The 21573-nt window shown below is 38.7% G+C and carries 21 protein-coding genes and 1 other annotated feature; of the genes, 20 read left to right on the top strand and 1 reads right to left on the bottom strand.

The genetic code is table 11. The features are described from left to right. The first annotated feature begins 16 nt into the window (after positions 1–16). From AUF14_RS02315 to recN, 3 genes are read left to right on the top strand one after another with little or no spacing between them, the layout of a single operon-like run. Positions 17–832, top strand: coding sequence for a TlyA family RNA methyltransferase (locus AUF14_RS02315; protein ID WP_016180541.1), 816 nt, complete (start codon positions 17–19; stop codon positions 830–832). Positions 833–847: 15 nt separating this feature from the next. Continuing rightward, entirely contained in the window at positions 848–1306 is a 459-nt protein-coding gene (locus AUF14_RS02320) for an arginine repressor (RefSeq protein WP_016180542.1), read from the top strand. A gap of 29 nt (positions 1307–1335) precedes the next feature. Then, positions 1336–3006 carry a DNA repair protein RecN gene (gene recN, locus AUF14_RS02325; RefSeq protein WP_016180543.1) on the top strand — a complete coding sequence of 557 codons (1671 nt, stop codon included), beginning with the start codon at positions 1336–1338 and terminating at the stop codon, positions 3004–3006. Between the two features lie 26 nt (positions 3007–3032). On the opposite strand, the gene AUF14_RS02330 is transcribed toward recN, so the two are convergent. After that, on the bottom strand, positions 3033–3149 hold the full coding sequence (locus AUF14_RS02330) for a DUF4044 domain-containing protein (protein ID WP_010745911.1): 117 nt from the start codon (positions 3147–3149) through the stop codon (positions 3033–3035). Between the two features lie 228 nt (positions 3150–3377). Between AUF14_RS02330 and AUF14_RS02335 the strand changes: the two genes are divergently transcribed. The 17 genes from AUF14_RS02335 (at position 3378) to ileS (ending at position 21520) form a co-directional block, all read left to right on the top strand. Beyond that, positions 3378–3749 carry a DUF3397 domain-containing protein gene (locus AUF14_RS02335; protein WP_016180545.1) on the top strand — a complete coding sequence of 124 codons (372 nt, stop codon included), beginning with the start codon at positions 3378–3380 and terminating at the stop codon, positions 3747–3749. Between the two features lie 168 nt (positions 3750–3917). Continuing rightward, the gene (gene mraZ, locus AUF14_RS02340) at positions 3918–4349 is read left to right on the top strand and encodes a division/cell wall cluster transcriptional repressor MraZ (protein ID WP_016180546.1); all 432 of its coding nucleotides are present in this window, start codon (positions 3918–3920) and stop codon (positions 4347–4349) included. A gap of 15 nt (positions 4350–4364) precedes the next feature. Beyond that, on the top strand, positions 4365–5318 hold the full coding sequence (gene rsmH, locus AUF14_RS02345; RefSeq protein WP_016180547.1) for a 16S rRNA (cytosine(1402)-N(4))-methyltransferase RsmH: 954 nt from the start codon (positions 4365–4367) through the stop codon (positions 5316–5318). A 5-nt stretch (positions 5319–5323) separates the two neighbouring features. Beyond that, entirely contained in the window at positions 5324–5701 is a 378-nt protein-coding gene (gene ftsL / locus AUF14_RS02350) for a cell division protein FtsL (protein WP_016180548.1), read from the top strand. Continuing rightward, positions 5702–7894, top strand: a complete 2193-nt coding sequence (locus AUF14_RS02355) for a penicillin-binding transpeptidase domain-containing protein (RefSeq protein WP_016180549.1) — start codon at positions 5702–5704, stop codon at positions 7892–7894. A gap of 16 nt (positions 7895–7910) precedes the next feature. Next, entirely contained in the window at positions 7911–8873 is a 963-nt protein-coding gene (mraY, locus tag AUF14_RS02360; RefSeq protein WP_016180550.1) for a phospho-N-acetylmuramoyl-pentapeptide-transferase, read from the top strand. A 13-nt stretch (positions 8874–8886) separates the two neighbouring features. Then, positions 8887–10251: a UDP-N-acetylmuramoyl-L-alanine--D-glutamate ligase gene (murD, locus tag AUF14_RS02365; protein WP_016180551.1), complete on the top strand. Its 1365-nt coding sequence runs from the start codon at positions 8887–8889 to the stop codon at positions 10249–10251. A gap of 9 nt (positions 10252–10260) precedes the next feature. Then, entirely contained in the window at positions 10261–11352 is a 1092-nt protein-coding gene (murG, locus tag AUF14_RS02370; protein ID WP_016180552.1) for an undecaprenyldiphospho-muramoylpentapeptide beta-N-acetylglucosaminyltransferase, read from the top strand. 10 nt (positions 11353–11362) lie between these two features. Continuing rightward, a complete protein-coding gene (locus AUF14_RS02375) occupies positions 11363–12472 on the top strand; it encodes a cell division protein FtsQ/DivIB (protein WP_016180553.1) in 1110 nt (369 codons plus the stop codon). Between the two features lie 165 nt (positions 12473–12637). Next, a complete protein-coding gene (gene ftsA, locus AUF14_RS02380; RefSeq protein ID WP_016180554.1) occupies positions 12638–13963 on the top strand; it encodes a cell division protein FtsA in 1326 nt (441 codons plus the stop codon). Between the two features lie 21 nt (positions 13964–13984). Continuing rightward, positions 13985–15223, top strand: a complete 1239-nt coding sequence (ftsZ, locus tag AUF14_RS02385; RefSeq protein WP_016180555.1) for a cell division protein FtsZ — start codon at positions 13985–13987, stop codon at positions 15221–15223. 14 nt (positions 15224–15237) lie between these two features. Next, positions 15238–15915 carry a YggS family pyridoxal phosphate-dependent enzyme gene (locus tag AUF14_RS02390; RefSeq protein WP_016180556.1) on the top strand — a complete coding sequence of 226 codons (678 nt, stop codon included), beginning with the start codon at positions 15238–15240 and terminating at the stop codon, positions 15913–15915. A gap of 9 nt (positions 15916–15924) precedes the next feature. Then, on the top strand, positions 15925–16569 hold the full coding sequence (locus tag AUF14_RS02395) for a cell division protein SepF (RefSeq protein WP_016180557.1): 645 nt from the start codon (positions 15925–15927) through the stop codon (positions 16567–16569). Positions 16570–16582: 13 nt separating this feature from the next. Further along, positions 16583–16858: a YggT family protein gene (locus tag AUF14_RS02400; protein WP_016180558.1), complete on the top strand. Its 276-nt coding sequence runs from the start codon at positions 16583–16585 to the stop codon at positions 16856–16858. Positions 16859–16870: 12 nt separating this feature from the next. Continuing rightward, entirely contained in the window at positions 16871–17653 is a 783-nt protein-coding gene (locus tag AUF14_RS02405; protein WP_016180559.1) for a YlmH family RNA-binding protein, read from the top strand. Between the two features lie 22 nt (positions 17654–17675). Then, positions 17676–18380, top strand: a complete 705-nt coding sequence (locus tag AUF14_RS02410; protein ID WP_016180560.1) for a DivIVA domain-containing protein — start codon at positions 17676–17678, stop codon at positions 18378–18380. Beyond that, positions 18376–18583 (top strand) — a binding site (T-box leader). It overlaps the preceding gene by 5 nt. 150 nt (positions 18584–18733) lie before the next feature. Beyond that, positions 18734–21520 carry an isoleucine--tRNA ligase gene (gene ileS, locus AUF14_RS02415; protein ID WP_016180561.1) on the top strand — a complete coding sequence of 929 codons (2787 nt, stop codon included), beginning with the start codon at positions 18734–18736 and terminating at the stop codon, positions 21518–21520. Positions 21521–21573: the final 53 nt, after the last annotated feature.

A 21573-nucleotide genomic window follows, 5' to 3' on the forward strand; every position in this document is an offset into this window, starting at 1 on the left:
GAAGTAGGAAATAACTATGAAAAAAGAACGTGTCGATGTGTTGGCTTTTAATCAAGGTCTTTTTGAAACTAGAGAAAAGGCCAAACGTGGCGTTATGGCTGGGTTAGTTTATGACCAGAAAAATGAACGTTTGGACAAACCAGGCGAAAAAATTTCAATTGAAACCATTCTACAAATAAAAGGTCAAAGTTTAGCGTATGTTTCTCGTGGCGGACTAAAATTAGAAAAAGCACTAAAGACTTTTGACGTTGATATGAATCAGAAAATTCTGCTGGACATTGGTTCCTCAACGGGCGGCTTCACCGATGTAGCATTACAAAATGGTGCCGCATTGAGTTATGCACTAGATGTCGGCTACAATCAGTTGGCTTGGAAATTGCGACAAGATGAACGCGTAGTGGTGATGGAACGGACAAACTTCCGTTATTCAAAATTAGCAGACTTTGAAGAAGGACAGCCCAATTTTGCGACAATTGATGTTTCCTTTATCTCCTTAAAATTAATTTTACCTCCGCTTCATGACATTTTGACTGATGATGGCGATGTCGTGGCGCTAATTAAACCTCAATTTGAGGCAGGAAAAGAATATGTCGGAAAAAAAGGGATCATTAAAGATCCAAAAACACATTTGATGGTATTAGAAGATATTACCGATTTCGCAATGACTCACGGCTTTAATGTGCAAGAATTAACGTTCTCTCCAATTACTGGAGGTGAGGGCAATATCGAATTCCTTGCCCATTTGAAAAAAGTGCCCGAAAGAGGTAGCTTAAATCCAAAAATTGATCTAACAAATATTGTCTCAGAGGCCCATCAGCAATTAGATAAGTAGTCTGGAGGAGAGGGAATGCGAAAACAAGAACGGCATCGTATCATCACACAGTTACTAAGTGAATATGATGTAAAGAAACAAGAAGATTTTGTGGCGATCCTTGCACAACAAGGAGTGACGGTAACACAGGCCACAATCTCACGTGATATTAAGGAAATGAAACTGATCAAAGTACCAGCACAAAATGGTGGTTATCGCTACAGCATGCCGCGTAAAGAACAAGAAGATGTGAACGAAAAACTTGCTGATTTATTAAAAGAAGCGGTGATATCCGTCGATCAAATGGAGAAATTTGTTAATGTGAAAACATTACCTGGAAATGCTTCGGCGTGTGCAAATTTATTAGAAAAACAATTCACAAAAGTTTTATTTACGACTTTGAATGATGATGACGGCGTTTTGATGATTGCACGGACAGAAGAGGACGCTAGACGTATTAAGCAAGACATCGCTGAAAAAAGTCAAAATAATTAGTATGACTCATTAAAAGGGGAATAGGCAGAATGTTACAGGAATTGACAATTAAAAATTTTGCGATCATTTCTTCGTTACATTTGAGCTTCACTGATGGAATGACTGCGTTAACAGGTGAAACTGGAGCCGGAAAATCGATCATAATTGATGCAGTGAGCTTACTGGCAGGAGCTCGCTCGTCGATTGAATATATTCGCCAAGGCAGTGATAAATGTCTAGTCGAAGGACTTTTTGATTTACCAAAACAATCGGACTTTCAAGAATTGATGGAAGAGCTTGGAATTGAGGTTGATGAGGCTGGATTGATTGTTCAGCGAGATTTGAATAGTTCAGGAAAAAGTGTGTCACGTGTCAATGGCAGAATCGTAACTCTCGCAAATCTACGTAGAATCGGACAATTTCTAGTAGATATTCAAGGACAAAATGACCATCAAGAACTGATGCATCCAGAATCCCATTTACGTCTTTTAGATAGTTTTGGTGATTCAGCATTTCAAGAAATTAAAACGACCTACCAAATCGCTTACCGAGAGTATGTTACCTTAGCCAAACAGGTTAAGAAATTTAAGCAAAACGAGCAGTCCTTTGTTCAACGGATCGATATGTTGACCTTCCAGCAAGAAGAAATCGGTAACGCTGAACTAACTCTGGGCGAGGAAGAAAAGCTAATGGAAGAACGTGACAAACTCACCAATTATCAAAAAATCGTTGACAGTCTTTCCTATAGCTATCAAGCAATGACGAATGAGGAGACAAGTTCCCTTGACGCTATTGGGTCAGCTAGTCAAGAATTGCAAACAATTGCCTCTCTAGATAAAGATTATGAAAACATTTCTGATAATGTGCATAGCGCATACTATCTTTTGCAAGATGCTGTTAGCGAAATTGGTCGCCAGCTGGATCTGTTAGAGCTTGATGAAGAACGTTTAGATTTGGTTAATGAGCGACTGGAATTGATTCATCAATTGAAACGCAAATATGGTGATTCGATAGAAAGCATTTTGAGCTATTACGAGCGAATAAGCCAAGAGCTTCTAGATTCAGATTTTTCTGGAGATAAATTGGAAAAACTAGAAAAGGAATTAGCAGTTAAAGAAAGTAAATTGCTAAAATTAGCGGAAAAGCTGCGAACAGCTCGACAGGAAATGGCGAAGAAACTGGAAGCGGCTATTCAAACTGAGTTGAAGGATCTTTATATGGAGAATGCCCGTTTTGAAGTACGTTTTAAAGAAGCAGGATTTAGTCCTGAAGGCATTGATGAAGTAGAATTCTTTATTACGACGAATCCTGGTGAACCATTGAAGCCGTTAGTTAAAGTGGCATCAGGTGGAGAAATCTCACGAGTCATGTTGGCGTTGAAGACGATTTTCTCAAAAACACAAGGGTTGACCAGTATTGTGTTTGATGAAGTAGACACGGGGGTCAGTGGTAGAGTGGCTCAGGCGATCGCAGACAAGATTTATCAAATCGGACAAAATTCTCAAGCGCTTTGTATCACCCATTTGCCTCAAGTAGCTGCTAAAGCTGATCATCAGCTGTTTATTCGCAAAGAAGTAGTAGATGGACGAACATTGACTAAAGTGGAGGAGCTAACTGAGCAAGACCGTACAGAAGAAATCGCCCGTATGTTAGCAGGAACTGAAATTACGGATTTAACTGTTAAACATGCAAAGGAACTATTACAGTTAGCAAAAAAATAGCCGGAGCAAATGCTCCGGCTATTTGCTTACATAATACTTAACAGACTACTCAAAACTAATGATCCAATTGTTAAAATTAACATAGTCCAAATAACAACTTTAGTAACTTTAGAAAATGTGCTCGTGGATTTTTTGTTATTCATGATGTCACCATCCCTCAAAAAAACTTCAAAATCATCATACTTCATTTTTCAAAACTCCGCAATCAACCAAAAAAACTTTTAAAAAATACTAAGAAATCTTTTCGCGTCGATATTGCGAATTCAATTGTTAAAACTTGCTAAATCCTTTATATTTTAAATGAATTGAAACACGAATGTAACGATAATGCAGTATAGTGAGGGTAGTAGTTTGAAGAGGAAGGACTGTATTTGTTGGCATCATTTTCACCAATTTTATTGTTATGGTACATTTTCCCGATAATCGTCTTTTTAGCGTCTGATTATATCGTGACAACTTTCAAATTAAAACAACGCTTCAATTTAAAAACACCAGACATTACGATACCATTTTTGATTGTCGGAATGCACGAAATATCAAAAAGTATTAGCACGTTTTCGATTTTACCATATTTTTTATTAACTATTCTATTATTGGGTATTAGCGTAGTCGTCTTCCAAGCCTATCGCTATCGCGAAATCATGTATGGTCGCTTCTTTAAAATGTTTTGGCGCTTAACCTTTTTATTATCATTTTTAGTCTATTTTATTTTGATTATTGTCAGTGTTATTAATGCATTATAAACTAAAAAAACTTTTAAAAAACTCCTGATTATCCGTAAAACCCTTGAAAAAACGCAATGGTTAGTAAAGGTCAAAAAAGTGTTATTTTTGTTTTTTACAAAGTGTGGTAGATTGTGGGGGATTGTGGTAGACTAATCTCATGCGGTGGTAAAAAGGGGTGGAGTCTAGATGTTCATGGGCGAATTTCAACATAATATTGATGCGAAAGGTCGTTTGATCGTGCCATCAAAATTACGTGAACAATTAGGCGAGAAATTTGTAGTCACCCGTGGTATGGATGGCTGCTTGTTTGGATACACATTACCCGAATGGAACCAATTAGAGACTAAATTGAATGAGATGCCACTTTCTAAGAAAGATGCGCGTGCATTTGTACGTTTCTTTTACTCCGCAGCAACTGAGTGTGAGATTGACAAGCAAGGACGGATCAATATCCCCGTGTCTTTACGTAATCATGCCTCACTTGAGAAAGAATGCGTGATCATTGGCGTTGCCAATCGGATCGAAATATGGGATCAAGCACGCTGGAATGAATTTACAAAAGAAACTGAAGATAGTTTTGATGACATTGCAGAAACAATGGTCGATTTTGGATTTTAGAGAAGAGGATTATCAATGACAGACTTTCAACATACAACCGTTTTACTTCATGAGACAGTTGATGGTTTAGCAATCAAACCAGACGGTGTTTATGTTGATTGTACATTAGGTGGGGCTGGGCACAGTGAGTATTTACTGAGGCAGTTAAACAATGATGGACATCTTTATGCTTTTGATCAAGATCAAAAGGCAATTGAAAACGCGAAAATTCGTTTAGCTGAATATGTCGCAAAAAAACAAGTGACCTTTGTCAAAGCTAACTTTAGAGAACTTACAGCTGAACTGAAGCGCTTTGGTGTGACAGAAGTTGATGGGATTTTATACGATCTAGGAGTTTCTTCACCTCAATTGGATGAGGCGGAACGTGGATTTAGTTACCACCAAGATGCACCATTAGATATGCGAATGGATCAAGATGCACCATTAAGTGCTTATCAAGTTGTAAATGAATATTCTTACCATGAATTAGTAAAAATTTTCTTCCGCTATGGCGAGGAGAAATTCTCCAAACAGATTGCTCGTTTGATTGAGCGTAGGCGCGAGGTTAAGCCAATTGAAACTACTGGTGAATTAGTAGATTTGATTAAGGAGGCTATTCCAGCTCCAGCACGTCGAAAGGGCGGGCATCCTGCTAAGCGTGTCTTCCAAGCCATTCGCATTGCTGTGAATGATGAATTAGGAGCGATTGAAAGTTCCTTAGAGCAGGCGATCGACATGCTAGCAATTGGTGGAAGAGTGAGTGTCATCACATTTCACTCGTTAGAAGATCGGATCGTAAAAACAATATTTAAAGAATTCAGTGCGCCAAAGGATATGCCTCCTGGTTTACCTATGGTACCAGAGGATTTTCAACCGATTTTGAAATTAGTAAATAGAAAACCCATTATTCCTTCTGAAGAGGAATTGCAGGATAATAATCGCGCGAGAAGTGCAAAATTGCGAATCGCTGAGAAAATGAAGAAAGGATAGGAATTATGGCAGAATTAAAAAATAACCAACCGTTTCAATTTGATTCTCAGCAAGAAGAAATTCATCAAACGCCAGATTCTTTTAAAGTCTTCGTTTCTCCTGGTGATCGTTTAAAAAAAATTACGCGGGTAGAAAAATTCGCCGTGTTAGCCTTCTTAGTGATGTTGATTGGCTTATCGGTTGTGATGGTCAATTATCGTAATGAAATCAGCAAAACACAAAATGAAATTACAAGTATTCAAACTGACATTGATGCAAAAGAAAAAACAGCGACACAATTGCAGCAAGAAAAGAGCGAATTGTCTCGTTCTGATCGTCTGAAAGAAATTGCTGAAAAAGCTGGACTTTCAATCAATGACGACAATTTAAGGAAAGTGAAGTAAATGAGCTTTAAAAGGCTAAAAAGAAAAATCCGAAAAAAGAATTTGACTCCGATGAACAATCGCAAAAAAGTAGGCGTTATTTTGTTTGCTACGAGTATTGGATTGTTCTTTTTATTTGCCGTTCGCATGATCTATGTAGTAGCAGGTGGTCACGTAGCTGGAACCTCTTTAAAGGTTAAAACTGAAGAATTATATCATGGTGGTGAGGTAGTAAAAGCCAAACGTGGCACAATCTTTGATCGCAATGGTGAGGTAATTGCCGAAGATGCGACATCTTACTCGATTTACGCGATTCTTTCAGAGAGCTATGTAAACGGAAATGAGAAACTTTATGCCCAAGAAAAGAACTTTGATGATTTAGCTTCTATATTAAACAAGTATTTAGGAATCAAGGAAAAATCAGCCTTAAAGACGCTGAAAAGTGGACTTAACAGTGATGGCACTAGTAAGTATTATCAAGTCGAATTTGGTAATAAAGGTAAAAATATTTCCGAAGAAACGAAACAAAACATCGAGGATGCGATGAAAAAGGATAAGGTCAAAGGACTTTATTTTACAGAACATACTGATCGGATGTATCCAAACGGAAATTTTGCTTCTCATTTTATTGGATATGCGCAACCTGATAAAAAAGAATCACTAGTTGGCATGATGGGTGTTGAAGCGGCTTATGATGATGTCTTAAAAGGAAAAGATGGAAAAGTAGTTTATCAAAAAGATGAAAATCAACGACCAATTCCAGGAAGTATTGCGGAAGAAAAAAAGGCAGTCAATGGAGAAGACATTTATACTACATTAGATGCGGGGTTGCAAAGTTATTTAGAGACATTAATGGATAAGGTAAGCTCAGAAGCGAAACCTACTGAGATGACTGCCATGTTGATGCAGGCAAAAACAGGAGATATCCTAGCGATGTCTCAGCGTCCAACCTTTAATCCTGAGACCAAAGAAGGTTTGGGAGAAGAAGATGCATGGCGAAATTTCCTAGTGGAAGATAGCTATGAACCAGGGTCAACTATGAAGGTTTTCACTACTTCAGCTGCAGTCAATGAAGGTATCTTTAATGAAAATGAAAGTTACGTTTCAGGAAAGATCCAAGTGGCTGACGCAACTATTAATGACTGGGACTTAGGTAAAAAAGGAATATTAACGATGCGTCAGGCACTTTCTTGGTCAAGTAATGTCGGAATGGTCAAATTGGAAGAGCGGCTAGGAGACCGTTGGCCTGAATATGTGAAACGCTTTGGTTTTGGTCAAAGTACTTATTCTGGGTTGCCAGGCGAAACTAAAGGAACATTGCCAACGAGCAATATCGTTGACCAAGCAATGAGTTCATACGGACAAGCCATTGGCGTAACCAATTTCCAAATGATGCGCGGCTTTACTGCTGTAGCAAATGATGGAAAAATGCTGCAACCTCACTATATTGAAAAAGTCTCCAATCCTGATACAGGGAAAGAGATTATTACGAAACCTGAAGTTGTAGGAGAGCCAATCACAGCAGAAACTGCTCAAAAGGTTCGTGAATATATGCGTGATACTGTTGAAAGTGAAAACTACGGTTCGGCATACGATCAATATAAAGTGCCTGGATACCATATTTCTGCTAAAACAGGTACAGCTCAAATTGCAGAGAATGGAAGATACTTAACGGGAGATACAAATTATATCTATTCTATTGCGTTGATGATTCCTTCAGAAGATCCTGAATATATTTTGTATTTAACCATGAAACAACCACAAGAAAAACAAGAAGGCATTTTGGGTGAAATTGCGAATCCACTATTAAGTCGTGTAATGGAATTTCAAAATACCGAAACAGATTCTTCTGAGGAAGAAAGCAATACGAAGGTTACGGTAGAAGATTACCGCAATCTTTCAACATCCAAAGCAGCAGCAGATGCAAATAAACGTGGATTAACAGCTGTTGTGATTGGTGATGGAGATAAAGTCATCGAACAGTCTGCGAAGCCAGGAGAGAAAGTTATGGCGAACGAGCATCTTATTTTACTAACTAATGGTAAAAAAGAGATGCCGGATGTCCGTGGATGGTCCAAAGCAGATATCTTAAAACTAACAAATCTGTTAGATATTGATGTCAGCTTCAAAAAAGGAGATGGGTACTGTACGAAGCAAAGTATTGCTCCTTATGCAGAGGTCTCGAAAAAGAAACTGAAAATTACGTTAGGTTAGGACTGGAGAGAATAACATGCAACCGGCACAACTATTTATTGCTTTTGCCAGTAGTTTTGCGATTACTGTGGCAGGCATGCCTTTTATAATTGGCTACTTTAGAATGAAGAAACAAGGACAGGAAATTCGTGATGAAGGCCCGAAGTGGCATAATTCAAAAGCTGGTACCCCAACGATGGGTGGTCTTGGCTTTTTAGCTGCTGCTGTAATCACATCAATTTGGTATAGTCTATGGACAGATAAAATGACGACTTCGCTATTAATTTTAGTATTTGTTTTATTACTATATGGAATTATCGGATTTTTAGATGATTTCATTAAGCTGGCGAAAAAGCAAAATGAAGGGTTGACATCAAGGCAAAAATTCATTGCTCAAGTGGTTGTCGCGATTGTTTTTTATGTAATCTATCGAATGGAAGGCTATCCCAATACTTTGAATTTCTTCGGCATTGAGTTGCCGCTAAGTATTATTTATGGCTTGTTTGTGATTTTTTGGTTGGTAGGTTTTTCAAATGCGGTAAATCTAACAGATGGAATTGATGGGTTGGTATCTGGTTTAGGAACAATTTCATTTGCTACATATGGGATTATTGCTTGGAAACAACAACAGTATGAAGTTTTAATTGTTTGTCTTACTGTGATGGGCGGACTTGTAGGCTTCTTTCCTTACAATAAAAAACCAGCAAAAATTTTCATGGGTGATGTTGGATCGCTAGCTTTAGGTGGGCTGTTGGCGGCCGTGTCGATTATCTTACATCAAGAGTGGACATTGTTACTAATTGGTTTGGTATATATTTTTGAAACAGCAAGCGTGATTATTCAGGTTACTTCCTTTAAAATGACAGGTAAGCGTGTTTTTAAAATGTCGCCATTACATCACCATTTTGAGATGTCTGGCTGGTCAGAGTGGAAAGTAGACACGGTGTTCTGGGCTATCGGGCTCATTGCATCCATCATTGTGTTATTGATCGTACTGTAGGAGATGACTAGAAATGAAACAAATCAAACAATATCAAAACGAAAAAGTATTAGTCTTAGGATTAGCGAAGAGTGGATTTAGTGCGGCCAAGTTGTTGAATGACTTGGGCGCACTTGTTACGGTCAACGACGGAAAACCCTTTGAAGAAAATCCAGAGGCTCAGGGCTTACTGGAACAAGGTGTACGGGTGATTACTGGGCATCATCCGATAGAATTGCTAGATGAAGATTTTTCTTTAATGGTGAAAAATCCTGGTATCCCATATGATAATCCGTTAGTGGCCAAAGCGGAGAAACTGCATATTCCAATCTTGACCGAAGTGGAGTTGGCTTATCAAGTCGCTGAATGTCCAATCGTTGGTATCACTGGTACGAATGGCAAGACGACCACCACCACCATGATCGGTCTATTGTTGAATCAAGAACGTACTGCTGGAAAGGCCCATCTTGCTGGTAATATTGGTTTCCCCGGCAGTGAAGTGGCTGCTAAAGCAACAGCTGAAGATGATATAGTTATGGAATTGTCTAGTTTTCAATTGATGGGAATTGAAGCATTTAAGCCACAGATTGCGGTCATTACCAATATTTATGAAGCCCATCTAGATTATCACAAAACACGTGAAAATTATGTAGCCGCGAAGTGGTCAATTCAAGAAAACATGACAGCAGATGATTATTTAGTTTTAAACTGGAATTCAGAAGAGTTACAAAAAATGAGCAAGCAAACGAAGGCTCAAGTTGTTCCTTTTTCAACGAAAGAAAAAATTGAAAATGGTGCTTATTTTCTTCATGGCGGTCTATATTACAAGGAAGAGAAAATCATGGATGCTTCTGAACTAGGAGTACCTGGTGCGCATAATATTGAGAATGCCTTGGCGGCGATTGCGGTGGCGAAGTTAAAAGGAGTCTCCAATAATGGGATTCGTACTGCATTGAGTAATTTCCATGGAGTACCTCATCGTACACAATACGTTGCCACAATCAATGGTCGTAAATTTTACAATGACTCTAAAGCGACTAACAGCTTAGCGACAGAAATGGCGTTAAGCGGATTTAATAATGAACAGTTGATTCTGCTGGCTGGTGGATTAGATCGTGGAAATGGATTTGATGAACTGATTCCATCTCTGGAGGGAGTCAAAGCGATTATTCTATTTGGTGAAACGAAAGATAAATTGGCTGAGACGGCTGAACGAGCAGGAATTAGGACGATTATTATGACTTCAAATGTTGAAACGGCTGTTCCTTTAGCCTATGAACAAAGTGAAGTTGGAGATAGTATCTTGTTATCTCCTGCAAATGCAAGCTGGGATCAATATCCTAGTTTTGAAATTCGCGGAGACAAATTTATGCAAGCTGTTAAGCAATTAGAAAAGTAGGGAAATGAAATGAGAATACTTGTTACAGGCGGCGGCACGGGCGGACATATCTATCCAGCCTTAGCATTTATCCGTTACGTACAAAAAATTCAACCTGATTCAGAATTTCTATATGTAGGAACGCATCGAGGGTTGGAAAATAAGATCGTGCCTGAGACAGGCATTTCTTTTAAAACAATCAAAATTCAAGGCTTTAAGCGGAAACTTTCGCTTGATAATATCAAAACAGTCCAATTATTTGTTGAAAGTATCAAACGCTCGAAGGAGATCTTACGAGAGTTTAAACCAGATGTAGTGATTGGTACAGGTGGCTATGTTTCTGGTTCAGTCGTTTATGCAGCAGCACGTATGAAAATTCCTACAATCGTTCACGAACAAAATAGCGTTCCAGGGATTACAAATAAATTTCTTAGCCGCTTCGCTGATCGAGTTGGGATTAGTTTTCCAGATGCTGCACAATATTTTCCAGAGAATAAAACTGTCTTAGTTGGAAATCCGCGAGCCCAAGAAGTGGTGACCAGTGGAAAGTCAGAAGTATTAGAACAATATGGTCTGTTGCCAGACATTCCAACTGTCCTAATTTTTGGCGGAAGCCAAGGGGCACTCAAAATAAATCAGGCGGTCATTCAAGCACTACCTAAATTTTCACAGAAAGAATATCAAGTGCTGTACGCTTCTGGTGATCGTTATTATAATGAGATAGCAGAAAAATTTGATATCGAAAAAATCAATCATAACCTATCGCTTCAGCCGTACATCAAAAATATGACAGATGTTATGGCAAATGTTGATTTATTAATTGGACGTGCAGGCGCAACTTCAATCGCAGAGCTTACAGCTTTAGGTTTGCCAGCTATTCTCATTCCAAGCCCATACGTCACAAATGACCATCAAACGAAAAATGCACAGAGTTTGGTCAATGCTGGGGCTGTCAAAATGATTACGGATGCTGATTTAACTGGGGAAAAATTAGTAGAAGCAGTGGATGAAATCATGGGTGATCCAGAAAAAAAGGCAATGATGGCGAAAGCTTCACGTCAAGAAGGTATCCCAGATGCAGCAGAGCGATTGTGGTCATTAGTTAACGAGATTGTAAAATAGTTTTTTGGAGGTGAGGACCATTAGTCGTGAAGAGTTTCCGGAGGAAGGCAAAGAAAATCAGCAAGTAGAAAAAACAAAGCAAGAGAATTTGACCCCATGGCAGTTAGCGAATATGGAATATTTGAAACAAAAAGCGCTGGAAAAGGGTGAAACTGTTGATCAGGCAGCAACTGCTGAAGAGACAAACGAACTTTCTAACACTGATGGACTTGCCGAAGAAAAATTAGAAGAGCCTGAACAAAAAGATACAATACCTTTAGAATCTGAAATTGAAGAGCCTGAGATGGAGGATGCACCAAGCGGGCCTAAAAATGGATCATTTTTAGAACGATTACCTAATATCAAACATGAGCGCAATCGACGGCTCGTAAAGAGATCCTTGATTTTAATCGGGTTATTTTCAATTCCAGCCTTATTATTATTGTATTACATATCACCACTAGCTAAGTTAGGCGGTGTAAGTATAAAAGGTAATGAGAAGATTTCAACAGAGATAATCGAAAAAGAACTGAATTTTAGCGTGGGTGACAATCTTTGGAGTCAATATTTTGATCGTAAAGATAACGTGAAAAATCTGAAAAAGCAAGAATTGCAAATTGAAAATGCAGAAGTTCACCTAGATGGGATCAATCATTTTGTGGTAGATGTGAAAGAATATCCTGAAGTCGCATACTTAGAAAATGATGGAAAGTATTCTCCTGTCATTTCAAATGGTAAAATTATTCCGATTGAAGTAGAAAAAAGCGATGGTGACCTGCCAATTCTAGAAAGCTTCACCGGATCAAAAAGAATTCTAAAAGTACTTGAAGGCTATAAAAAATTATCTGAAGAGGTTAAACAAGGCATATCCCAGATTAAATATTCCCCAACAAATGAAAACAAGGAATTATTGGAAATTTTCATGAATGATGGGAACAAGGTCTTAGTCAGCATTAACGATTTAGCCAGTAAAATGAAGTATTATCCTCAAATTGCGAAAGAAATGAGTGACAAAGGAATTAAGGGGATCGTAGATATGGAAGCAGGAATTTACAGCTATCCGTATACTGAAAATTCAACTACTGAGGATGCAACACAAAACTCAACAGATCAATCTGGAACCGCTGTTGTAAATGATTAAATTTATTACAAGAAAATGTTGAATCTTCTTTTTCATTCTAGGCAAAATGTGTTAAAATTGAAGGCAGTGAATTACTTGCGAAAAATTATATTTCATGCTTAACAGTAAGTTAAAATATTACATCTGAATAAAGCATTTATTTGAAAATAGGAGGGAATCCCATTCATGGCAAAAGCAGGAATGTATGTAGGCCTTGATATCGGGACAACATCGATCAAAGTTGTTGTTGCCGAGTACATCGATAGCCAAATGAATATCATTGGTGTTGGAAACGCAAAATCAGAAGGAATCAACCGTGGGATTATCGTAGATATCGATAAGACAGTACAGGCGATTCAGCGAGCAGTAAAACAGGCCGAGGAAAAAGCTGGGATTCAGATTAAAAGTGTCAGCGTTGGACTACCTGCTAACTTGTTAGAAGTCGAACCTTGTCAAGGTATGATTGCTGTTAATAATGAGTCAAAAGAGATTATGGATGAAGATGTTCGTAATGTCGCTTCAGCAGCAATGGTTCGTTCAGTTCCTCCTGAAAGACAAATCGTTGCGCTGCTGCCTCAAGAATTTACCGTCGACGGATTTGAAGGTATCAAAGATCCGCGAGGCATGATCGGTGTTCGTCTTGAAATGTTTGGATTAGTATTTACTGGTCCAAAAACGATCATCCATAATATTACAAAATGTGTTGAAAAAGCAGGATTATCGGTTGCTGAAACAGTAATTACATCCTTAGCTTTAACAGAATCTATTTTATCTGATGGTGAAAAGGATTTTGGCACGATTGTGATTGATATGGGTGGTGGACAAACAACGACGGCAGTTATGCATGATAAACAGTTGAAATTCACACATGTGGATCAAGAAGGTGGGGAATTTGTTACAAAGGATATCTCCATCGTTTTAAATACTTCTTTTAATAATGCTGAGGCGTTGAAGATCAATTATGGAGACGCTTATCCAAGCCGGACATCTGCTGACGAAGATTTTCCAGTTGATGTCATTGGAAAAACAGATCCAGTTAAAGTTGATGAACGATATCTGGCTGAAATTATCGAAGCACGGTTGGAACAAATATTCCGTAAAGCCAAAGATGCTTTAGATGAAATCGAAGCACTTGATTTACCAGGTGGTGTTGTCCTGACCGGTGGCGCAGCAAGTTTACCAGGTGTGGTTGATTTAGCGGAAGACATTTTTGGAACCACAGTTAAATTGCATGTACCGAATCAAATGGGCTTGAGAAATCCAGTCTTTACAAATGTCATCAGTATCGTCAATTATTCAGCTGAATTGAGTGATGTCTATCATTTGGCAAAATCAGCGGTTACAGGTGAAAAAGTTTCACTATCTGCTTCACCACAAACCAACGCTGTTTCAACAGCACCTGTGTATGACGATTACGAAGCATCAAATGATTATGAAGAAGAAACAAAGCCAAAAAATGAAGAAAAAGTAACCGGGAAGATTAAAGACTTCTTCTCTAATATTTTTGATTAATTTGTAGGAGGAATAGAAAACATGGAATTCTCAATAGATAACAATATTAACGAAGGTGCTGTTATTAAAGTTATCGGTGTTGGCGGTGGCGGTGGCAATGCTATCAACCGTATGATCGAGGAAAACGTTAAAGGCGTTGAATTCATCGCATCAAACACTGATGTTCAAGCACTCAAAAACTCAAAAGCAGAAACAGTTATTCAATTAGGCCCTAAATATACTCGTGGTTTGGGTGCAGGTTCGCAACCAGAAGTTGGTCAAAAATCAGCTGAAGAAAGCGAACAAGCTATTCGTGACGCATTAGAAGGTGCAGATATGGTTTTCATCACAGCTGGAATGGGCGGAGGTACTGGTACTGGGGCTGCTCCGATTGTGGCGAAGATTGCAAAAGATCTCGGTGCTTTAACTGTCGGTGTCGTTACACGTCCATTCAGCTTTGAAGGACCAAAACGCGGACGTTTCGCAGCAGAAGGGATTTCAGCATTAAAGGAAAATGTTGATACTTTATTGATCATCTCAAACAATCGCCTGCTAGAAGTAGTTGACAAGAAAACGCCAATGCTTGAAGCATTCCGTGAAGCAGATAACGTTTTGCGTCAAGGTGTTCAAGGTATCTCAGATTTAATCACAGCACCTGGTTACGTGAACTTGGACTTTGCTGATGTGAAAACTGTAATGGCAAATCAAGGGACTGCTTTAATGGGAATCGGCGTTGCAAGTGGCGAAGATCGTGTCGTTGAAGCAACGAAAAAAGCGATTTCCTCTCCATTGCTAGAAACATCTATTGATGGTGCAGAACAAGTTCTATTAAACATCACTGGTGGATTAGATATGACTTTATTTGAAGCACAAGATGCTTCTGACATTGTTGCAAGCGCAGCAACAGGGGATGTTAATATTATCTTAGGTACATCAATTAGCGAAGAATTAGGCGATGAAATCCGCGTTACAGTAATTGCGACAGGAATCGATCCAACAAAAAAGGAGCGTAAGGCTACACGTAATACACAACGTGCTAGTCAAATCCAATCAGTTCCACAAAAACAAAATTTAGATATTGAACCTGCAAGAAGCAACGATGGTCAGTCTGCTTTTGGTGAATGGGATATCCGCAAGGAAGAAAATATCCGTCCTAAAGTTGAAGATACACAATTTGATAACATCGAAAAGAAAGAATTCGAAACATTCAATCGTGAAGAAGTAAAACCTGAAAAAGACGAAGAACTAGATACACCACCATTCTTTCGCCGTAGAAAATAAAAGGGGGAGAGCACATGATCGCTGAAAACTTGCATAGAATCGAGCAAGAGATTCAGGAGTCGTGTGCTCTTGCTTCACGTAACCCAGAGGAAATTACTATGGTTGCGGTGACAAAGAGTGTCGACTCCATGACCGCAAACGAACTCGTTGAACTAGGTGTGACGGATTTAGCAGAAAATCGAGTAGATAAATTGCTGGATAAAAAGCGAAGTCTTTCAAACTATCAGCAGATCAAATGGCATCTCATTGGTAATTTACAGCGTCGCAAGGTAAAATTGATTATAAATGAAATTGATTACTTTCATGCGTTAGACAGTTTACGGTTGGCACAAGAAATACAAAAGCGTGCTGAACATCAAATAAAATGTTTTATTGAAGTAAATGTTTCCGGAGAAGAATCAAAGCATGGTATTAGGCCGAGTGACCTTCAATCCTTTATTAAAGAATTAGAGGGATTAGAGAAAATTCAGGTGATCGGATTAATGACTATGGCGCCATATGAGGCAACTGAGTTAGAGATTCGGAATGTTTTTTCTACTTTGAAACAGCTTCAAGAAAGTGTGAAGGAACAAGACTTGCAATATGCGCCATGCACAGAATTGAGCATGGGAATGAGCCAAGACTTCAAAACGGCAATTGAAGAAGGTGCTACTTTTGTTCGAATCGGAACGGCACTATTTAAGAAAGGTTAGGTAAAGTTAATGGGAATTAGTCTAGCAAAGATCACTGATTTTTTTGGTTTAGCAGATGACGATATGTATGAAGAAGCAGCGACACCTGCTCCAAAGAAGCAGGTTAGCCGCCCAGTAAGCGCACCTTTGAAGAAAGAACGCGTGGCAACACGTCCTACGTATCAAAAGCAGGAACGTTCTCCGGAACGTCAAAAAGAAAGAATACAGCAGGAACGGGTCAGCCAACCAGTCGCAGAACCTCAGACAAATCGCAGAGCTGAAACTGTGGCAAAAAGGGCAGAAAGCATGGCGAAGAAAAGCGAAAAAGTCGTGTCTATGCCTAACAATAATAATCGAGCGCAACGACTTACACCAAGAACAGAAGAAAAAAGAAAGGACCGTATTTCAGTAGTAGAACCAAGGGCCTATAATGAAGCAATGACAATAGCTAAACGAGTAGGTCAAGGTGAGGTAGTCTTAATTAATTTTCAATCTTTGGATGAAATGAGAGCGCGTCGTGTGGTCGATTTTCTAACTGGTGCAGTCTTTATGATTGATGGTGATATTAAACGTGTTGGAAATGAAATGTTTTTATGTACGCCAACAAATGTTGAAATTACCAACTCTACGTTGAGCTCCATGGTTGATGAAGATATTTACGGATTAGAAATGTAAAGGAGCCGCATAGTTGAATCTACTTATTACACTTTTTTATTATTTAAATCGACTAGTTTATCTTTATACGATTCTTTTAGTCGTTTATGCATTAATGTCATGGTTTCCTGGTGCTTACCAGTCTAAATTTGGTCAACTATTAGGTCGAATTTGTGAACCGTTTCTTGATTTATTTCGACGTTTGCCTTTGCAATTTGGCGGAATCGATTTTTCTGTAATGGCAGCGATTTTAGCATTAAATATTGCGATGGAGGTTCTACAAAGAATTTTGTATAGTATTATCTACTAAGGAGGTGGCAATATGAATGCAAATGTCTATCAACATTTTAGACCTGAAGAGCATCCATTTGTTGACAGTGTTGGCGATTGGCTAGAACAAGTTGAAAGCCAATACGCTCCTTATCTGACGAATTTTTTAGATCCTCGGCAAGCCTATATCTTGGAGACGTTAATTCGCGAAAATAGTGAATTGAAATTTTCATTTTATGGCGGCTATGAACATGCTGAACGGTGTCGTTGCATGATTTATCCCGAGTATTATGAACCGCAAACCGACGACTTTGAGCTTGTGATGATTGAAATTAATTATCCGAAAAAATTTACTGAACTTTCACATGGGAAAATATTAGGAACATTAATGAATGCTGGAATTAAGCGTGATTATTTTGGGGATATTATTTCTGATGGTGATCGCTGGCAAATTTTTTTAGCGAAAGAATCGGCTAATTATATCGTAGGTCAGGTAACTAAAATTGGTCGTGTAACCGTCCATCTAGAGGAACGTCCGTATACGGATATCATTATTCCGAAAGATAGTTGGGTTGAGGAAACAACGACCGCCACATCCATGCGATTAGATGCGATTATTTCAACTGTTTATAATATTTCACGACAGCGTTCAAAGCAATTAGTTGAAGCCAGTAAAGTAAAAGTGAACTGGTCGGTCAATGAGCGTCCAGATTATTTACTTGATTTATTAGATGTCGTTTCAGTTCGTGGGTTTGGGCGAATTCAGATCCAAGGTTTAGAAGGAAAAACAAAGAAAGAAAAATTCCGTTTGCGCTTAGGCGTTTTACGAAAATAAATTTTATGAGGTGAGCAAAAAAATGGCATTAACTCCATTAGATATTCAAAACAAAAATTTCTCCACTAAGATGCGTGGATATAACCAAGACGAAGTCGATGATTTTTTAGATATGATTGTTCGCGACTATGAGGACAGCATCGCTAAGAATCGTGAATTAGAAAAAGCATTGAAACATTCAGAAGAAAAACTAGAGTATTTCAATGAATTGAAAGAAGCGTTGAACCAATCAATCGTCGTGGCACAAGATACTGCCGATAAAGTGAAATCTTCAGCAAGTAAAGAATCTGAAGTTATTGTGACTTCTGCGCAAAATCGTGCGGATGAATTAATTTCTAATGCGATGCAAAAGGCAAACTTATTAACAACGACTGCAGAAGATAAGGCTAAAGAAATTTTAACAGATGCTACTTCCAAAGCTCGTCAATTGGCTGCTGAAACAAATGATTTAAAGAAGAAGACACGTGTCTTCCATCAACAATTACTATTATTGTTAGAAACTCAAATCGATCAAGCACGCAGCGGCGACTGGGAAGAAGTTTTGAAACCAATGTCTTCATATGTTGGTGATGGTCATGAGGTATTGAAGGAAGTTTTAGCAAATGAACTTGACAACGATACTGAGAATGCAGTAGACTCAGGTGAATCCATTGTTCTTGAGGAGCCTCAAGAAGATATGGGCTTGACAATTGATATTCCTGAATTGATTAAATCAGACGAAGAATAGAAATCTAGAACAGAAAAGCTAGTTAGATTCTTATTAGCGAGCCGATGATAGTGGAAGATCGGCAGACACTCTAATTAGAAAGATCCTCTGGATTATTCGGTTACGAATTAAAAGTAATAATCGACGTGTCATTGCGTTAACGATGATTAGAGGAAACTTTAGGTTTCAAATTTGGGTGGTACCACGACAAGCTCGTCCCTTTGCGGATAAGCTTGTTTTTTTGTTGATTTATCCATTAAGAGAATTCCAACAAAGGTTACCAGTTTTTTTTGGTACGTGTGTAAAAAAAAGCGACAAACTAAGTTACTGTATCGCTAATGTTCAATTTTATAATTTAAAGGAGACGATCAATAGTGAAGACAAAAGAAACTCTTCAACTAGGAAAAACCGGATTCCCAATGCGCGGCAACTTACCTAACCGTGAAGGACAGTGGGAAAAAGAATGGGAAGAAAACAACATTTATGAAAAGCGACAAAAACTAAATGAAGGCAAACCAACCTTCGTTTTACATGATGGACCCCCATATGCAAATGGGAACATTCATATTGGACATGCGTTAAATAAAATTAGTAAAGATATCATTGTACGTTCCAAATCAATGTCAGGTTTTCGTGCGCCTTATGTACCTGGCTGGGATACGCATGGTTTGCCAATTGAACAGGTTTTAACAAACAAAGGGATTAAGCGTAAAGAAATGTCGATGGCCGAATACCGCAAAAAATGTGAAGAATACGCTTTGTCACAGGTGGATAAGCAGCGCGAAGATTTCAAACGTCTAGGAATTGCTGGAGATTGGGAACATCCATATATTACATTGACACCTGATTATGAAGCAGCTGAAATTCGTGTATTTGGTAAAATGGCTGAAAAAGGGTATATCTATAAAGGGTTGAAACCAATTTATTGGTCACCTTCAAGTGAATCTTCATTAGCTGAAGCGGAAATTGAATATAAAGATGTCAAATCTCCTTCAATCTTTGTTGCTTTTAAAGTAAAGGATGGAAAAGGGATATTAGATACGGATACCTCATTCATTATTTGGACAACAACACCGTGGACTTTGCCAGCAAACCAAGGAATCTCGGTTAACCCTGCCTACACTTACGCTGTGGTAGAAGCGGCAGGAGGTAAATATGTTGTTGCGAAAGATTTGTTAGAGAAAGTTGCAGAGGAATTAGAGTGGGAAAATCCTAAAGTTCTCGAAGAGGTTTCTGGAAAAGATCTTGAATACATGACAGCACAGCATCCATTTTATGATCGCGAATCCTTAGTTATTCTAGGAGATCATGTAACATTAGACGCGGGTACTGGACTGGTTCATACCTCTCCGGGTCACGGGGAAGATGACTACTTTGCATGGAAAAACTACCGAAATGACATTATTTCTCCAGTCGATGATCGTGGAGTAATGACAGCTGAAGCGCCAGGTTTTGAAGGTGTTTATTATGACAAGGTTAATCCAATGGTTACTGAATTGTTAGAAAAAAATGGAGCACTATTGAAGTTAGAATTCTTCACTCATAGCTATCCGCATGATTGGCGTACGAAAAAACCAATCATTTATCGCGCAACACCACAATGGTTTGCCTCAATTGATAAGTTCCGTCAAGATATCTTAGACGAAATCGAAAAAGTTGATTGGATCATTCCATGGGGGAAAACTCGTCTGTATAATATGATTCGTGATCGCGGTGATTGGGTGATCTCTCGTCAGCGCGCATGGGGTGTGCCGCTACCGATTTTCTATGGTGAAGATGGGGAACCAATTATCACACCGGAAACTACAGAGCATGTGGCGCAATTATTCGCTGAACATGGTTCTAATATTTGGTTTGAACGTGAAGCAAAAGATTTATTACCTGAAGGATTTACGCATCCAAGCTCACCGAATGGTAAATTTACTAAAGAGACAGATATCATGGATGTTTGGTTTGACTCAGGGTCTTCTCACGAAGCAGTGTTACGTCAACGTGAGGATTTGACCTTCCCGGCTGACATGTATTTGGAAGGTTCTGACCAATATCGCGGTTGGTTCAATTCAAGTATTACAACAAGTGTGGCGATTAATGGCGTTGCGCCATACAAATCAGTCCTTTCTCAAGGCTTCACTCTAGATGGCGAAGGCCGTAAGATGAGTAAATCATTAGGTAACACAATTGTTCCTGGAAAAGTGATTAACCAAATGGGCGCCGATATCTTACGTCTGTGGGTTAGCAGTGTAGACTATGAAGCAGACGTTCGTGTATCGATGGATATTTTGAATCAAGTTTCAGAAGTTTATCGGAAAATTCGTAATACCATGCGTTTCTTATTAGCGAATACCAGTGATTTTGAACCTTCGACACACACGGTTGCTTATGATGAATTACGTTCGGTTGACAAATACATGTTAGTTCGTTTGAATGAAGTAATCAAAACGATTCGTGAAGAAGGTTATGAGAAATATGATTTCACACAAATCTACAAGACAGTCGTGAACTTCTTGACAGTTGATCTATCATCATTCTATTTAGATTTTGCAAAAGATGTTGTTTATATTCAAGCAGAAGACAGCTATGAACGTCGCTGCATGCAAACGGTCTTCTATCAAGCAGCGGTAGCATTGACGAAGTTATTGACGCCAATTATTCCTCATACGACCGAAGAAATCTGGACGTACTTGAAGGAAGAAGAAGAATACGTACAGTTAGCGGAATTGCCAAGCTATGAAACGTTCCCTAACCAAGAGGAATTGCTAGATACATGGAAAGCCTTTATGGATTTCCGTGATAAGGTCTTGAAAGCTTTAGAAGAAGCTCGTAATGAAAAAGTGATTGGCAAATCACTAGAAGCAAAAGTAACCATTTATCCAAATGAACAAGTGGCTACGATGTTGACAGCTTTAGATGCTGATCTAGCACAATTGTTGATCGTATCACCGGATTCATTCAGTATCGCGATGAATACTGCACCAGAAAATGCTATGGTATTTGATGATGTAGCGATTTTAGTTGAAAAAGCAGATGGCGAAGTTTGTGATCGTTGCCGTCAAGTTCGCACGACAGTTGGAGAAGATGAAAAGCTTCCGCATTTATGTGCCTCATGTGCCCAAATTGTAGAAGAAAACTATCCAGAAGCAGTAGCAGAAGGATTAGAATAAAAGACTATAATAGAAGGAACCCGCATCGGAGTAGTTCGATGCGGGTTCTTTAG

The sequence above is a fragment of the Enterococcus avium genome (assembly GCF_002891025.1).
GTDB lineage: Bacteria > Bacillota > Bacilli > Lactobacillales > Enterococcaceae > Enterococcus_A > Enterococcus_A avium.

What these genes read in the sequence shown, in the direction of transcription:
- AUF14_RS02395 (WP_016180557.1), top strand. Translation starts at nt 15,925, where the DNA reads ATGGGAATTAGTCTAGCAAAGATCACTGATTTTTTTGGTTTAGCAGAT.
- ftsA (WP_016180554.1), top strand. Translation starts at nt 12,638, where the DNA reads ATGGCAAAAGCAGGAATGTATGTAGGCCTTGATATCGGGACAACATCG.
- AUF14_RS02405 (WP_016180559.1), top strand. Translation starts at nt 16,871, where the DNA reads ATGAATGCAAATGTCTATCAACATTTTAGACCTGAAGAGCATCCATTT.
- rsmH (WP_016180547.1), top strand. Translation starts at nt 4,365, where the DNA reads ATGACAGACTTTCAACATACAACCGTTTTACTTCATGAGACAGTTGAT.
- AUF14_RS02320 (WP_016180542.1), top strand. Translation starts at nt 848, where the DNA reads ATGCGAAAACAAGAACGGCATCGTATCATCACACAGTTACTAAGTGAA.
- recN (WP_016180543.1), top strand. Translation starts at nt 1,336, where the DNA reads ATGTTACAGGAATTGACAATTAAAAATTTTGCGATCATTTCTTCGTTA.
- AUF14_RS02330 (WP_010745911.1), bottom strand. Translation starts at nt 3,149, where the DNA reads ATGAATAACAAAAAATCCACGAGCACATTTTCTAAAGTTACTAAAGTT.
- murG (WP_016180552.1), top strand. Translation starts at nt 10,261, where the DNA reads ATGAGAATACTTGTTACAGGCGGCGGCACGGGCGGACATATCTATCCA.
- AUF14_RS02355 (WP_016180549.1), top strand. Translation starts at nt 5,702, where the DNA reads ATGAGCTTTAAAAGGCTAAAAAGAAAAATCCGAAAAAAGAATTTGACT.
- murD (WP_016180551.1), top strand. Translation starts at nt 8,887, where the DNA reads ATGAAACAAATCAAACAATATCAAAACGAAAAAGTATTAGTCTTAGGA.
- mraZ (WP_016180546.1), top strand. Translation starts at nt 3,918, where the DNA reads ATGTTCATGGGCGAATTTCAACATAATATTGATGCGAAAGGTCGTTTG.
- AUF14_RS02410 (WP_016180560.1), top strand. Translation starts at nt 17,676, where the DNA reads ATGGCATTAACTCCATTAGATATTCAAAACAAAAATTTCTCCACTAAG.
- AUF14_RS02390 (WP_016180556.1), top strand. Translation starts at nt 15,238, where the DNA reads ATGATCGCTGAAAACTTGCATAGAATCGAGCAAGAGATTCAGGAGTCG.
- mraY (WP_016180550.1), top strand. Translation starts at nt 7,911, where the DNA reads ATGCAACCGGCACAACTATTTATTGCTTTTGCCAGTAGTTTTGCGATT.
- ftsL (WP_016180548.1), top strand. Translation starts at nt 5,324, where the DNA reads ATGGCAGAATTAAAAAATAACCAACCGTTTCAATTTGATTCTCAGCAA.
- ftsZ (WP_016180555.1), top strand. Translation starts at nt 13,985, where the DNA reads ATGGAATTCTCAATAGATAACAATATTAACGAAGGTGCTGTTATTAAA.
- AUF14_RS02315 (WP_016180541.1), top strand. Translation starts at nt 17, where the DNA reads ATGAAAAAAGAACGTGTCGATGTGTTGGCTTTTAATCAAGGTCTTTTT.